12 protein-coding genes and 1 CRISPR repeat array are annotated in these 14,902 nt (G+C 44.5%); of the genes, 11 read left to right on the forward strand and 1 reads right to left on the reverse strand.

Translation table 11 applies throughout. The features are described 5' to 3' along the window. Positions 1–89 precede the first annotated feature (89 nt). Positions 90–1,076, forward strand: coding sequence for an HD domain-containing protein (locus tag AB1401_06940; protein MEW6615181.1), 987 nt, complete (start codon positions 90–92; stop codon positions 1,074–1,076). 64 nt (positions 1,077–1,140) lie between these two features. After that, positions 1,141–2,490 carry a hypothetical protein gene (locus AB1401_06945; protein ID MEW6615182.1) on the forward strand — a complete coding sequence of 450 codons (1,350 nt, stop codon included), beginning with the start codon at positions 1,141–1,143 and terminating at the stop codon, positions 2,488–2,490. 17 nt (positions 2,491–2,507) lie between these two features. On the opposite strand, the gene AB1401_06950 is transcribed toward AB1401_06945, so the two are convergent. Beyond that, the gene (locus tag AB1401_06950) at positions 2,508–3,209 is read right to left on the reverse strand and encodes a DUF3047 domain-containing protein (protein ID MEW6615183.1); all 702 of its coding nucleotides are present in this window, start codon (positions 3,207–3,209) and stop codon (positions 2,508–2,510) included. 272 nt (positions 3,210–3,481) lie between these two features. Between AB1401_06950 and AB1401_06955 the strand changes: the two genes are divergently transcribed. The 9 genes from AB1401_06955 (at position 3,482) to glgP (ending at position 14,829) form a co-directional block, all read left to right on the forward strand. Beyond that, complete coding sequence (locus AB1401_06955) at positions 3,482–3,616, forward strand: hypothetical protein (GenBank protein MEW6615184.1); 135 nt, start codon at positions 3,482–3,484, stop codon at positions 3,614–3,616. Between the two features lie 84 nt (positions 3,617–3,700). Continuing rightward, the gene (cas3, locus tag AB1401_06960) at positions 3,701–6,013 is read left to right on the forward strand and encodes a CRISPR-associated helicase Cas3' (protein ID MEW6615185.1); all 2,313 of its coding nucleotides are present in this window, start codon (positions 3,701–3,703) and stop codon (positions 6,011–6,013) included. A gap of 16 nt (positions 6,014–6,029) precedes the next feature. Further along, on the forward strand, positions 6,030–6,767 hold the full coding sequence (gene cas5c, locus AB1401_06965; protein ID MEW6615186.1) for a type I-C CRISPR-associated protein Cas5c: 738 nt from the start codon (positions 6,030–6,032) through the stop codon (positions 6,765–6,767). Continuing rightward, complete coding sequence (gene cas8c / locus AB1401_06970) at positions 6,760–8,517, forward strand: type I-C CRISPR-associated protein Cas8c/Csd1 (protein MEW6615187.1); 1,758 nt, start codon at positions 6,760–6,762, stop codon at positions 8,515–8,517. The genes cas5c and cas8c overlap by 8 nt, the downstream gene beginning before the upstream one ends. After that, positions 8,514–9,512: a type I-C CRISPR-associated protein Cas7/Csd2 gene (gene cas7c / locus AB1401_06975; GenBank protein MEW6615188.1), complete on the forward strand. Its 999-nt coding sequence runs from the start codon at positions 8,514–8,516 to the stop codon at positions 9,510–9,512. The genes cas8c and cas7c overlap by 4 nt, the downstream gene beginning before the upstream one ends. Before the next feature lie 4 nt (positions 9,513–9,516). Continuing rightward, the gene (cas4, locus tag AB1401_06980; protein ID MEW6615189.1) at positions 9,517–10,182 is read left to right on the forward strand and encodes a CRISPR-associated protein Cas4; all 666 of its coding nucleotides are present in this window, start codon (positions 9,517–9,519) and stop codon (positions 10,180–10,182) included. Continuing rightward, on the forward strand, positions 10,166–11,197 hold the full coding sequence (gene cas1c / locus AB1401_06985) for a type I-C CRISPR-associated endonuclease Cas1c (GenBank protein ID MEW6615190.1): 1,032 nt from the start codon (positions 10,166–10,168) through the stop codon (positions 11,195–11,197). The genes cas4 and cas1c overlap by 17 nt, the downstream gene beginning before the upstream one ends. 13 nt (positions 11,198–11,210) lie before the next feature. Next, positions 11,211–11,501, forward strand: coding sequence for a CRISPR-associated endonuclease Cas2 (cas2, locus tag AB1401_06990; GenBank protein MEW6615191.1), 291 nt, complete (start codon positions 11,211–11,213; stop codon positions 11,499–11,501). A gap of 185 nt (positions 11,502–11,686) precedes the next feature. Continuing rightward, a CRISPR array of direct repeats spans positions 11,687–12,048; the repeat unit is 32 nt; unit sequence GTCGCCCCCTGCGCGGGGGCGTGGATTGAAAC. Between the two features lie 210 nt (positions 12,049–12,258). Beyond that, positions 12,259–14,829 carry an alpha-glucan family phosphorylase gene (gene glgP, locus AB1401_06995; GenBank protein MEW6615192.1) on the forward strand — a complete coding sequence of 857 codons (2,571 nt, stop codon included), beginning with the start codon at positions 12,259–12,261 and terminating at the stop codon, positions 14,827–14,829. Positions 14,830–14,902: the final 73 nt, after the last annotated feature.

Consider the following 14,902-nt stretch of genomic DNA (forward strand, 5'->3'; position numbering starts at 1 on the left):
CACTCTGTGCCTTTGTGCCTCAAGCTATCGGCTTTAGCCGATAGTAGTTGACTGGAGGTATCTCTTTTTCCATCCATGAGGAAATATAAATGAACAAGATATTTATTGAAAATATAGTGGAAAACGATAAGATCAACAGCATATTCCTGGTGAAAGGGAAAAACCTGGGGACATCGAAAAATGGAAAGCCGTATCTTAACCTGAAGCTTGGAGATAAAACAGGAGAAATAGAGGCAAGGGTTTGGGAAAATGCAAAACATCTCTCTACCCTATTTGAAAAAGATGATTTTATCAGGGTAAAATCAAGGGTAAACAGGTATCAAAACGATCTCCAGCTGGTAATCTTTGATTTAGAGAAATGTCCTAGAGAAGAGATATTTATCGATGACTTCTTACCGAGGACAGATAGGAATATCGAGACGATGTTCGGAGAGTTAACTGAGATATCCAAAGAAGTAAAGAACATATACTTGAGAGAGCTATTGGACCTTTTCTTTGAAGATGAGGGATTTACAAGACTTTTTAAGATTGCTCCGGCAGCTAAAGGATTACACCATGTCTACATAGGGGGACTGCTGGAACACACGCTTACAGTTGGAAAGCTTATTTTAGATGTAGCAAAACATTATAAGGGGATAAATGCTGACCTTCTCTTAACAGGGGGGATACTGCACGACATCGGTAAGATTTATGAACTTTCCTATGAAGGATCCTTTGATTATACTGATGAAGGAAGGCTCTTGGGGCATATTACCATCGGGGTTGAGATGATTGAGGATAAGATCGTAGAGATTACAGATTTTCCAAATGATTTAGCCATGCTCCTAAAACACCTCATTCTGAGTCATCATGGTTATTATGAGTTTGGTTCCCCTAAAAGACCAAAAACGCAAGAGGCCATAATTCTGTACTACCTCGATGATATGGATTCAAAGGTCAGGGGTTTTCAAGAATTCATTGAAAAGGAAAAGGACAATAGCTCCAAATGGACAGGATATCACAGATTGTTTGAAAGATACATTTATAAGGATACTAATGTACAATCCGCCTCAGGCGGACCAGAAGAGGAGGATTAAAGCTTGAAGGTTCAAGGATTTTTCTCCCATTTCCCGAAGGGGAAAACAGATGATCGGAGGAGGTATGAACTTTAATAAAAAAACAGAGGAGCTTTTTGTATTAAAGAAAGAGTTTGAAAATAAACTCCTCAGCTTTTCAAAAGGTATCTCTTTTGACTGGTTAAACTATAATAGAGAGCGTATTAATACTACTTCAGAGTTCAATGATTTAATTCGTTTATTTCCTCCTCTTGAGGAAATATTCCGTAAAGGACTTGAGGAAGATTATCAGGAATTCATGAGGACTTTAATTCACACATTTCAGACTCAAGCCGCTTATAACAGAATTTGTTCGGGGGATTTCCCCGAGAGTGGATTGGATAGAACCGACATCAGAGAGGTTTACGACCTGGCACACTCTATATCTTCCTCTTCACCCCTTATGATGCCTGTAATTTTGTGGTTACATGATATTGGAAGACTTGAGGATAAGAGAAGGCACAATGAAAAGAGTGCTGAGATGATCTCTGAATTCCATCTCTTAAACGATAAGGGGCTATCAGAAGAAGCAATTTTAATACAAAAGGTGATCCAGTATCATCTGCTGATAGGAACCCTGTACACTGGTGAATCTTCTTATATGTGCTTTGAACCACTTCTAAAGGACAAGGAGTTTCAGACCATACTTAAGGATAAACCGTCTATAAAACTCTTTGTAGATGCTCTGACCCTTTTTACAATGATAGATGTCTGGGGTTACCACACAGACGATATCTCTCCGAATATGATAGATAACTACTTTGTAATAAGGCAGGAGATGGGGCAGATATTTGCAAAAAGTGGTGACCTCAGCGAGATAATAAAGGGATTGAGGGAGAAGTCCAGGAAACATCTGGATTGGCGTTTGATGGGCTATATGATGGCATTCTCCAAGATTGGGAAAAAACCTCATTTGACCTTTGAGTTTTATGCAGGTATGATAAATGACGGTTTTAGAAAGTATGCAGAAAGAGAAGGTCTTTCAACAGATTGGAATGGCTTTAAGGATAGCCATCTCAACAAAATCGATCAGGTTCAGTTCAAATATGGGCTGGGGGTACTCATCCCTCTTACTTATGGTGGAACAGGCAAAAAGATGCATCTCACCGAAGATACCAGGGTAAATCCCAATCTCTTCCATCTCTTAGTTAATATAAACAGCAGAATACAAAAAGAAGAAAAGATTAATTCTGAATGCATTCCTGGCGCTTTATGGAATGTTGTATTCAAGGGTTACCCCCTCTGGAACCAAAAGACAGACTTCCATAAAAGGCTGGACGAACCGGGGCGGATTGAGGAGATTATAGAAAATGGCAAGGTAAGCGTAGATAAAAAAGAAGGGCTAAATGTTCTCTCTGTCGACTACAGAGGCTATTGGAAAGATATAGAGGTTTAACATAGGAAAATCGTAGCCTACTTTTTTGTAAAATAGACGTCATCAAAGTAGCTTTCAGCAGAGCTCTTCGTATGCTGGGAGTTGATATACAGGGATATTCCCCCTACCTTAGGAGGATCTTCCCCAAAAAGCCTTTTATAATCCTCATATACATTACGCCGTTCTTTAAACCATTGATTCAGTTTATCCGTTTTATCCCGCAGCACAATACACTTTAACTTAGACCACCATTGACTGGTAACTGTACTCCCCTTGGAGCACTCATTGTCCCATATATAACCAATTATTCGGGTATTTAGCGTGGCTGGAAATTTTGGGAACGCTATATAAACCTGAGCTGCCTGATCGTCGGTGCTCTTTCCCCTGACGTCTCCACCTTTCGGGAGCTTACCTGCCTTCCATGCCCAGTTTAAGATAGGGAAATCCTCTATCCTGAATGCGACCTTTTTTTTAACCCCAAAGGATGACCTTCGGCTGACAAAATGAAGATAGAAATTATCCCCTACATGTTCGATTCTGATATCTACATTGCCTTCCTTTTTCTCTAATTCCCATCCCAAAGGCACTCCGTTTTCATCCTTTTGCCCTGAAAACTTGTCTACCATTACTACGTTACCCTGACCGGCAACATTAGAAACGGAAGTCAAAAACAGAATAAACATAATGATTGTTATGGCTCTATATATACCTATATCTGGCAACTTCTTTATCTTTTTCAAAATTTCAAATCTCCATTCTCCAAGTATTATAACTGCTTGAACACTGTACCAAAAAAAACTGCAAACTACAAATAAGAATTCCCTTGCAAAATAGAGTTTTATTGACAATTATGCCAATCTCAGGGCATTTTACAAACAGGGTTTTATATTTTAATTGAAAATTCAGGAATAAACTGTTAGATTTTAAAATACATAGATTAATCCACACTATCTTTCCCTGTAGTCCTCATGGCAAATATCTTTACACTACCGTAAATAAAGAGGAAACAAAAATGAGAGAGATAACCTGGAATGAAACAATTGAACTGGGCTCTCCATATCCCTATACCCTTATTACTACGTTTTCTATCCACTACAGGAAGCTTGTAAGCCTGGATTTTAGAGGGAATGCTAACTTTGAACTGTAGAGACTGTTGTCAGTGGGGGGTGTAAGATACTTTTCGTTCTTGTAAAGCAAGGGGAGCTATGGATAACCTTTAGAGGGTTAGACTATGACACAGAAATACTATGCTCATAGCAAAAACAAGGTTAATCAGAAACACCTGCTGGTAGACCATTTAGAATCAGTCGGAAAGCTCGTTCGCTGTTTTACCCAGGGATTAAGTTGGACTGAAGAAGCTGCCCTTGCAGGACAATTACATGATCTTGGCAAGTATGGCGATCTGTTTCAGCTAAGATTACAAGGCAAAGCTGAAGGTATAGATCATTGGTCTGCCGGCGCATGGGCAGCCATAAGCAAAGAATATCAGGCTATTGCTGCCGCACTTGCCATCGAAGGACATCACATCGGTTTGCAGTATTTGAACAAAGATCATCTTAAGGCTCTTGCTCCCCAAAAGCTCTCCTTAAACCATCCGCTACAACTCAAATTGAGCGAAAACGATCCCTCGGTTTTGAAGTCACGCATAGAGGCAGACGGCATAGCACCAAAACAGCAGGATATGGCTAAATTCGATTTCAGCATTGAAAGTAACATAGATCGTATGCTCGACATCCGCATGTTGTTTTCTGCACTTGTAGATGCAGACTTTCTCGATACCGAGGCTCATTTCAACGGCGACGAAAAAGGGAAACGTTATCGGGAATCAGGCCCTGCGCTAAAGACAGAGCAAACGCTTGAGATTCTCCTTACCTATATCGAACAAGTTCGGCAAAAAACGACGGCTTCAGCCGATGTAGTCGAAGTTCGCACTGCATTGCTTGCGGATTGCCTGAGAGCTACCGACTCCAGAACCAGCTTATTTACTATCACAGCACCTACAGGAAGCGGCAAGACGTTTGCAATGCTAGCATTCGCTCTAAAGCATGCTCTCGAAAAGGGACTGCGACGGGTAGTGATGGTGATTCCTTATCTCTCTATCATCGAACAGACCGCTGCCATTTACCGCAATATATTAGCGCCGCACTTTGGTGAAAACTATGTGCTTGAGCACCATTCACTTGCAGGATTCGGTGCCGAGCCGGATAAGAACATATCCGATAACGAGGGCGAAAACGGTGAAAAAACAACCTCTGAACGGCAAAGAAGGCTTCTCTCTGAAAACTGGGATGCCCCGATCATTGTGACCACAAGCGTGCAGATGCTTGAATCACTGTTTTCAAATCGGTCATCGGCTTGCCGGAAACTGCATCAGCTTGCGCGCTCGGTAATTCTTTTTGACGAGGTTCAGACCTTACCAGCCGGGTTCGCCGTGCCGACGCTGGCCGCATTATCTCATCTCGCAAATGGTTACGGTTCAAGTATCGTCTTTGCCACTGCTACGCAGCCTGCATTTGAACATCTGGATAATGCCGTCAAAACGCATTGCAACAGGGGTTGGCGACCATCTGAAATAGTTTCTCAACCGGCCTCGCTTTTCAAGCGGCTGCGTCGAACTAAAGTTACATGGGACAGTCCCGACCACGGCATCGGCTGGGATGAACTTACTGAACGGCTACGCAAAAACAAACAGGCCTTGTGCATTGTAAATCTCAAAGGCCATGCCCGAAGTCTTTGGGAATGTCTTGGCGAAGGAACATTTCATCTTTCCACGAATATGTGTCCGGCACACAGAAGGGATATTTTGGATTCCGTACGCAACAAATTGAATGAGAAGCAGCCTGTCTGTCTTGTAGCAACGCAGTGCGTAGAGGCTGGGGTGGACGTTGATTTCCCTGTGGTTTATCGTGCATATGCCCCGCTTGATTCGGTAATCCAGGCGGCGGGTCGTTGCAACCGTGAAGGAAGGCTCGAAGATCAAGGTTTACTGTATGTCTTCATGCCGGAGGACGAAGCTTACCCACCCGGCGGTGGATACGAGCAGGCCGCACACATCACGAAAATGCTGTTTAGAGAAGTTGGCGCGGACAATATGAGTCTCGATGATCCAGGTTTCATTAAAGATTACTATGGAAGACTCTATGATATTTCGAAGCCTGAGATGTCAAAAGGGACAAAAGAGCTTATGGAATTTGTTAAGGCCGGCAGCTTCCCCGATGTAGCACGACAGTACCGCTTGATTAAACAAGATGCCATTAATGTGCTTGTGCCATACGCATCTATGATGACTGAATTTGAACGCCTGAACGATGAAGCGGATAAAACAGGTCTAACGGCAGCATGGATAAAGGACGCTCGTTTGCTGGCCGTCAGCCTATATCGGCCCAAGCCTGATGATGCGGTATGGGACGCACTCATCCCTGTGAAGACCGGGGGACGGAAGGTACGAGGCGAAGGCGACTGGTTTATTTATGCCGTGAAGGAACACTATCACTCTGAGTTGGGGCTTGTGCCTTCCGGCGCGCTTAACATATGGATCGGATAAGATAAGGAGGTTTGTTATGCGAGGTAAAACACACTGCTTGGAGGTCTGGGGGGATTTTGCCTGTTTTACAAGACCGGAGATGAAGGTGGAGCGGTTTAGCTATCCGGTCATTACGCCGTCTGCTGCACGCGGGATATTCGATGCCATCTACTGGAAAAGGTCGTACGGCTTTTACTGGCAGATTGAGAAGGTCGAAATCCTGAAACCGCCGCGGTATATTGCGCTTAGGCGGAATGAAGTAAAGGACAAAGCTCCACCAGAAAGTACAATTATTGCCTGGAAAGAAGGGAAACGTCAAATCGAACCGTTATGGGCTGACGGAGACCGCGATCTGCTCGGCACTGACCAGAAGGGCCGGACACAGCGTCAGACGATGGCACTCAAAGATGTACACTACCGGTTGTATGCACATATGAAGTTTCGTAATGGCGTGAGTAATACGGCAACACATGACGATCAGTTTGTGCGCCGCGCAAGCCACGGCAAATGTTTTTATCAGCCATTCTTTGGCTGTCGGGAGTTTCCTGCGTTTTTTCAACATATCGAAACTGATGATGAGAAAAAAACCGCCTTCCCTCTTGATATGGATTTGGGCTGGATGCTCTACGACGTATTTGATCTTAGGCAGGCTAACGATGAGTTTGCTCACCCCCGTATAAGCATCTTCCATGCACGCATGATTAGGGGCGTTCTGAATGTGCCGCAATATGACGAACCGGCAGTCAAAAAGGTGGAGGAGGTGACTCATGCTTGATGCACTTTTGAAGGTGGCAGGCAGTACCGAACCTGGCTTTGCTCGCAAGATCGTAAAATGGGCGATTACTTGTGCAGCGGATGGACGCTTTACAGGTGTCATTCCTCTTTCCGAAGGCAAGGGGCAAGAATATTCACATTGCCCTAATCTTAGATTTTCTGAACTTGTTGGCGGGGGTGGGAGTCGCTCACATTTTCTTGTGGAAGGATTATCTACTTTAGCACTTTATTGGAAAGACGACACTGAACAGAAAGAACAGGAAAAGAACCACGCCAAGCATAAGTATTTTTGTAGTTTGTTGGAATCAGCGTCACTGGATGCGCCGTATCTGAAAGCAGGGGCAGAGATGTTGAAAGACGAGGAAACGCTTATTGCGATTCAGGCTGATCTGAAACGCCAAAAGGCAAAGTCCACCGAAACAGCCACAATCATGGTCAACGGCATCAATCCGCTTGAACGCGATGACTGGAAAAATTGGTGGCGAAAATTTCGACAGACGCTTCAAACGCCAAAGCCAACAACCTCGAAAATGCGCTGTTTTGCCAGTGGAGAACTTGTTGAACCGCTTATGACACACCCCAAAATCAAGGGATTAGCGGGGGTCGGTGGTCTTGGAATGGGCGATGTTCTGATCGGCTTTGACAAAGACGCTTCTCAATCTTACGGGCTTGAACAGTCGGCAAACGCTGCCATTTCCGAAGATGCCGCAACAGCTTATACCGAAACTTTAAGCGGCCTGATCCGTGACAAAGGCATAAAATTTGGTGGTGCCATGATCACCTACTGGTTTCTTGACTCAATTCCTGATGAGGATGATCCGTTTCCGTGGCTGACGGAGCCGCCGGAGCAGACAAGCGCTGTTGCAGAACTCAAGGCAAGCCAATTACTGAGGGCGATTAAGGAAGGACTACGGCCTGATCTTGCCGGGAACCGTTACATAGCCCTTGTATTATCCGGTGCTGCAGGTAGAGTAATGGTGCGTGAAATCATGGAAGGTTTATTTGAAATTCTTGTCGCCAACATTGAAAAATGGTTTTCTGACCTTGCTATTGTCTCTCGTGAAGGAGATCGACTTGTTCCTTTCCCAAAATTTTTTTCGGTCGCCAATGCCATAGAGTTTCTGTCGAAAGACGGAAATATACTGCGTAATATTAATGACGTGCCGCCGTCTCTGATATCCGGGCTGTTGCGCGCTGCCTTGACTAACGGCATGATCCCAGCTTCAGCCATGAGCCGGGCGCTTATGCGTATAAGAGCGGATTTTGTAGCCGCCCGCCCGCCGCTTGAGGTCAGATTTTCAATAATAAGAGCCTATTTGAAAAGAAAAGGAGATCAAAATATGGGGACTTATCTGAATAAGGAACATCCGCACCCGGCATACCATTGTGGGAGATTGCTTGCTGTGTTTGCTCGTTTACAGCGCGCAGCACTAGGTGATGTGGGGGCAGGCGTAGTGCAACGTTATTATGCCGCGGCAAGCCAGACGCCAGGGCTGATACTCGGAAGACTTGCTACAAACGCCAAGAATCACCTTGGAAAGCTCGAAGGTGGACTTGCGTGGTGGTACGAAAATCTCATTGCAGATGTGATGGGAAAAATCAAGAATGATATGCCGCGGACTTTGACACTTGAGGAACAAAGTCTCTTTGCGCTTGGTTATTATCAACAACTTGCTGCATTGAACGCTGGTAAAGGCGAAAAATCGGAAAACATTGCAGATAATGACAACAATAAGGAGGGAACAAAATGAGCATTCAAAACCGCTATGAATTTCTTTATCTTTTCGACTGTGAAAACGGCAACCCGAACGGCGACCCCGACGCCGGAAACGCGCCTCGCATCGACCCGGAAGACATGCGGGGACTTGTCTCGGATGTGGCTTTAAAACGCAGGGTGCGAAATTACGTCCAAGAGGCTTGTGGCAACGCCGAACTTAACGCAATTTTTGTGGAACATGCGACAAACCTGAATCGCCTTATTGTAAAGGCACATGAAGAAACTGGTGGCATACCGGAAAAGGGAGCGTCAAAAAGCAAGGTCAGGGAAGCACGAAAATGGATGTGCAAAACTTTTTACGATGTGCGCACTTTCGGCGCGGTTATGAGCACTGGCCCAAACGCCGGACAAGTTCGAGGCCCGGTGCAGTTTTCTTTTGCGCGATCCATCGATCCCGTTCTTCCATTGGACATTTCCATCACTCGCATGGCTGTCGCTGAGGATGTTAAAGGCGCAAAGTCATCCGCAGATTATTTGAAATGGGAAGAAGAACAACCAGAGGACAAGCTACGCACCATGGGCCGTAAGAACCTTATACCTTACGGCCTTTATGTTGCCAAAGGATTCATCAGCGCACATCTTTCCGATGATGAAAACGGGACAGGCTTTTCAGACAGCGATCTTAACCTTTTATGGGAAGCGCTGGCCAACATGTATGACCATGATCGATCTGCAAGCAAGGGCTTCATGGCATGTCGCGGCCTCTATGTATTCAAACATGTCGGCACGGATACAAATGAAGAACAGCGAAAAAGACAGGCAATGCTCGGTTGCGCTCCGGCCCAGGCACTGCTTGACCTTGGTAAAGTGATACAAATCTGCAAGGATGAAGATGCAATGCATATAGACAATGAAACAGCGCCTCGCAAATTTACCCATTATAAGGTGACAGTAAATAAGGGGAAAATTCCCACTGGCATCGAATTGTGGTCGTGGGATGATAGTAATGGTGGCTTAACCAAGGTTTAAACGAATGTCTGAAAATGGTTTCATTACGAATGTAGAGCGGGAATTGATACCTATTTCAGCTCTGAGCCAATATGTTTACTGCCCTCGCCGATGTGCTCTTATTTTTATAGAGCAAATCTGGAATGAGAACCTTTTTACCGCCGAAGGCCGGATCATACACGAGCGGGTGCATGAGGAAAACCGGGAATCCAGAGGCGACGTCCGGATCGAATATGGCGTGTCGTTACGATCTCTTCGCCTGGGGCTGATCGGGAAAGCTGATGTCATTGAGTTTCACCGACAGCTAGATAGCACGTGGCTTCCTTTCCCCGTTGAGTATAAGCGGGGCAAACCGAAACCGGATAGCTGCGATGCGGTGCAACTGTGCGCTCAGGCTTTATGTCTGGAAGAGATGCTTGGGGTTGAGGTTACGTGCGGCGCTCTGTATTATGGGAAAACCCACCGCCGCCATGAGGTCGTTTTTGACGAAAAATTAAGGCGGGAAACCGAGGAAACTGCAAGACGGGTTCACGAGCTGATTGCATCGGGTGAAACCCCCAGGCCGGTTTATAAGGCGAAATGTGATAACTGTTCCCTTTTCCAGCTTTGCCTGCCAAAGACTATCGGTAAAAAGGGTTCCGTAAAGCGTTATTTAAGCGCCATGGTAAGGGAAAATGAAAAGACATCTTAATACGCTCTTTGTGACCACACAGGGGGCGTATCTCTCGAAAGATGGGGAAACAGTAGCTGTCAAGGTCGAAAAGGAAGTTAAACTACGCATTCCTGTCCATACGATAGGCGGGATTGTCTGCTTTGGCAATGTTTCATGCAGCCCGTTTCTTATGGGATTTTGTGCTGAAAACGGTGTGGGTATCAGCTTTTTGTCAGAGTATGGGAGATTCCTGGCAAGGGTGCAAGGTCCGGTATCCGGGAATGTTTTATTGCGCAGGGAACAGTACCGGCGAGCCGATGACCCAAAAGCATCGGCGGAGATCACAAGAGCTTTACTAACGGGAAAGCTTGCCAACTGTCGCACAGTATTACAGAGAGCGCTCAGAGATCATTCCGATAAGATTGATACGGAGGCGATAAGCCGGGCATCAAAGCGATTGAGCAATACGTTAACCCGCATCAAGTCAGAAGCAAATCTTGATGTACTGCGGGGTATGGAAGGCGATATGGCGCACATCTACTTCAGTGTCTTCAATCACCTCATTACCGCTCAGAAGGAAGCTTTCGTGTTCGAAGAAAGGAATCGCAGGCCACCGCTCGATAATGTGAATTGTCTGCTTTCCTTCCTCTATACTATGGTAATGCACGATGTCCGTTCGGCACTTGAAACTGTGGGATTGGATCCGGCAGTGGGTTTTCTTCACCGTGATCGTCCCGGAAGGTCAGGTCTGGCACTGGATATGATGGAGGAATTGAGGCCGTTTATTGCCGACAGGTTAACCCTTTCATTGATTAACCTGAAACAGGTACAGAAAAAAGGATTCAAAAAAGCAGATACCGGCGCCGTAACAATGTCCGATGAAACACGGAAAGAAGTTCTGGTTTCATATCAGAACCGTAAGCAGGAGGAGATTATGCATCCTTTTATCGAAGAGAAGATAACGATTGGGTTGTTGTTTCACATTCAGGCGATGCTATTTGCCCGTTATCTGCGGGGAGACATGGATGGATACCCGCCGTTTATCTGGAAATGAGGAGAAGTGAGCTATGTTTGTGCTGGTGACTTATGATGTGGCTACCTCGAAACCCGGTGGATCAAGGCGTTTGCATCGGGTAGCAAAGGCCTGCGAGGATTATGGACAAAGGGTTCAGTTTTCGGTCTTTGAGTGCATTGTAGATCCGGCTCAATGGGCATTTCTTCGCCAAAGGCTGATTGATGAAATTGACCCTGAGAATGATAGTCTGCGGTTCTATTTTCTCGGGTCAAACTGGAAAAGACGAGTTGAGCATATAGGCGCTAAGAAGGCTTTCGATCAGCAGGGACCTTTAATTGTCTGATAGAAGTCTGCGAACCTGAAGGTCACCCGCTTTTGCCGGGGGATTCGCAATGAGGATAACATATTGAAGTTACTAATGTATTTAGAGGCAGTAGAATCAAAGGCGGACAATTTTATGGGTGAGAAAGTGTCGTCCGCAAAAATAGAGTAAAAATTAATTGGATTTTAAAAGGTTACAGGAATACAGTCGCCCCCTGCGCGGGGGCGTGGATTGAAACCTTCAGATTTCGCCCGATTCCCTTCATCACTTCGGTCGCCCCCTGCGCGGGGGCGTGGATTGAAACATCTCTGCTCCATCTCTCCGCCACAAATGGGACGGTCGCCCCCTGCGCGGGGGCGTGGATTGAAACATTAGCTCCCGTAACTGATTGATTTGGGTCAGATGTCGCCCCCTGCGCGGGGGCGTGGATTGAAACTTTTACCTTTGCATTTTTGACCGCCTAGTATCATGTCGCCCCCTGCGCGGGGGCGTGGATTGAAACAATTATACATTCCAGGATGTTGAAACCTTAATTAGTCGCCCCCTGCGCGGGGGCGTGGATTGAAACGTATCCTAAAAAGCATCCTTGGAGCAAAGCAAAGAGGAAACAGTCTCAAAGAAAATTCTTACCCAATAAATTAGGCGATTATAAAAAACAGGCAAAATCCCTTGATATGTTTAGCTTCATATTATATATTTAATCTTTCTAAAGGATAACTAAAGGAATTTCATGTAGCAAAAAGAATAGAATCCAAAAATATCAAAAACAGGAGTTATTATGAAAATAAAGACAGTCTATGCTATTCCAAAATTACCTGAGAACCTTGAAAAACTCCGCAAACTTGCTATGAATTACTGGTTCTGCTGGAATTGGGAAGCAGTTTATTTATTCATGAGACTTGGGTTTATTCCTCAACTTGGACATCGGGGAAACTTCTGGGAGGATTCCTATCAAAATCCCATCCTGATGTTGGGGCGTCTTCCTCAGGATATTCTATACCAGGTAAGCAAAGATGAAAGTTTTTTGGCGAACCTTGAGGATGTTTACGAAAAATTTTCTGACTATCTGAGAGCACGAACCTGGTTTAAAGAAAAACACGATAAAAACGAGAACTTCCTGGCCGCTTATTTCTCCAGTGAATATGGTATTGACGAGGGGCTGACCATTTATTCCGGGGGTCTTGGAATCCTGTCCGGGGACCACCTAAAGGCAGCGAGTGACCTTGGTATCCCCCTGGTGGCTGTGGGTATTCTTTATCAGGAAGGGTATTTTAAACAATATCTCAATCTGGATGGTTGGCAGCAGGAATGTTACCCAAAAAATGATTGGTACAATATGCCTGTAATCCTTGAAAGAGACAAAAGCGGGAAGCCAATATTGATCAGTATAGATTATGAAAATACCCCTGTTAAGGCTCAAATCTGGAGGGTAGAAGTTGGGAGGGTTAATCTGTATCTTCTTGACACCAATATTCCTGAAAATTCTCCTGATCATCGTATGATTACAAGCCAGTTATACAGTGGAGACAGAGATATCAGGATAAGACAGGAGATGCTCCTGGGAATAGGAGGGGTCAGGGCACTGGAAGCCCTTGGCCTTAATCCTACTGTTTATCATATGAATGAAGGACACTCAGCTTTTTTAGCCATGGAACGAATTCGCAGCCTTATGGTAAAATATAATCTTAGATTTTTTGAAGCTGGAGAGATTGTCTGGGCATCCAATGTATTTTCTACACATACTCCGGTCCCAGCAGGTAACGAGCATTTTGATCCAAATTTAGTGAAAAAGTATTTTAATAAATTTGCATCTGATCTTGGGTTAAGCTGGAATAGATTTTTATCCCTTGGTCAGGAGGAACCTGGTAAGTCCCCAACGTTTTGCATGACAGTACTTGCTCTTAATCTTGCTGCCTTTTGTAATGGTGTAAGCAAACTACATGGTGAAATCTCAAGAAACATGTGGAAAAAGTTATGGCATACACTTCCTGCAAAAGAAATCCCGATTACCTCCATAACAAATGGCGTCCATCCCAGATCATGGATAAGCCATGATCTGGGAGACCTTTTTGACCGCTATCTAGGCCCACAATTTGTTGAGAAACCTCAAGATTTCGGAATCTGGGAAGGGGTTGACCGAATTCCTGATGTAGAACTATGGAGAACCCACCAGATAAGAAAAGAGAGACTTGTTTTCCTTGCAAGAAACCTCCTTAAAAAACAACTTGTAAACCGTGGTGCAAGTCTTACAGAAGCAAAAATTGCTCAGGAAGCCTTAAATCCTAGTACACTAACTATTGGATTTGCCCGTAGATTTGTCGCTTATAAAAGGTCTAATCTTCTCTTTAAAAACCCCGATCGATTAATTAAGATTTTGACCAACCCTGAAATGCCTGTACAAATAATCTACTCTGGAAAAGCCCATCCGCAGGATAATGATGGTAAAGAGTTAATAAAATCTATTATTCATTTTACACAGGATCATAATTTAAGGAACCATATAGTTTTTCTGGAAGATTACGATATAAATGTGGGTCGCTACCTGGTGCAGGGAGTAGATATATGGCTTAATACTCCAAGAAGGCCCCTTGAGGCATCTGGAACAAGTGGAATGAAAGCAGCAATGAATGGTGCAATAAATCTAAGCGTCCTTGATGGCTGGTGGTGTGAAGGTTATCAACAGGATACTGGATGGGCAATCGGGAGTGGAGAGACTTATGCAAACCCTGAGGAACAGGACTGCATTGAAAGTGAATCCCTTTATAATCTTTTAGAAAAGGAGATAATACCTCTTTATTATGAAAGAGACAGAGTGGGTTTGCCCAGAGAGTGGATAGAGAAAATGAAAAATTCAATAAAAAAAATAGGTGCGGCATTTAATACCCACAGGATGTTAATCGAATATACAGAGAAGTTTTATCTACCTGCAGGTAGAGCAGGAGAGAATCTTCTGGAAGATTCTGCATTAAACGCTAAAAATATGGCAAAATGGCGGAAAAAGCTTAAAGAAAGATGGCCTCAAATATTCTTAAATACAGATAAGATAGTCTTAGAGGAAGAGATATACGCTGGGAATAAATACCCTATAAGGACTAGGGCTCATTTGGGCGAACTTACCCCGGATGATGTAACTGTCCAGATTTATTATGGATTGTTGGATACCAGTGATCAGATTACAGATGGACAAACAGTTGACATGAAACCTGTTGAGCATACTGGGGGGGAATATCTATATCAAACAGAAATCTCCTTTCCTGCAAGTGGAAGATATGGTTTTACAGCAAGGGCGCTTCCAAAACATCCTGGTCTTGTCCATCCGTTTACCCCTCTTTATATAACATGGGAATAGTTTTACTTAACCTGCACCAGAGAGCGGAAAAGGAAATTTTTCAGGACGAACTAATTAAGAGTTAAGGGGCAAA

Source organism: Thermodesulfobacteriota bacterium (assembly GCA_040757775.1).
Lineage (GTDB): Bacteria > Desulfobacterota > UBA8473 > UBA8473 > UBA8473 > UBA8473.

Coding starts and splice junctions, on each gene's coding strand:
- AB1401_06940 (MEW6615181.1), top strand. CDS start 90: ATGAACAAGATATTTATTGAAAATATAGTGGAAAACGATAAGATCAAC.
- AB1401_06945 (MEW6615182.1), top strand. CDS start 1,141: ATGAACTTTAATAAAAAAACAGAGGAGCTTTTTGTATTAAAGAAAGAG.
- AB1401_06955 (MEW6615184.1), top strand. CDS start 3,482: ATGAGAGAGATAACCTGGAATGAAACAATTGAACTGGGCTCTCCATAT.
- cas3 (MEW6615185.1), top strand. CDS start 3,701: ATGACACAGAAATACTATGCTCATAGCAAAAACAAGGTTAATCAGAAA.
- cas5c (MEW6615186.1), top strand. CDS start 6,030: ATGCGAGGTAAAACACACTGCTTGGAGGTCTGGGGGGATTTTGCCTGT.
- cas8c (MEW6615187.1), top strand. CDS start 6,760: ATGCTTGATGCACTTTTGAAGGTGGCAGGCAGTACCGAACCTGGCTTT.
- cas7c (MEW6615188.1), top strand. CDS start 8,514: ATGAGCATTCAAAACCGCTATGAATTTCTTTATCTTTTCGACTGTGAA.
- cas4 (MEW6615189.1), top strand. CDS start 9,517: ATGTCTGAAAATGGTTTCATTACGAATGTAGAGCGGGAATTGATACCT.
- cas1c (MEW6615190.1), top strand. CDS start 10,166: ATGAAAAGACATCTTAATACGCTCTTTGTGACCACACAGGGGGCGTAT.
- cas2 (MEW6615191.1), top strand. CDS start 11,211: ATGTTTGTGCTGGTGACTTATGATGTGGCTACCTCGAAACCCGGTGGA.
- glgP (MEW6615192.1), top strand. CDS start 12,259: ATGAAAATAAAGACAGTCTATGCTATTCCAAAATTACCTGAGAACCTT.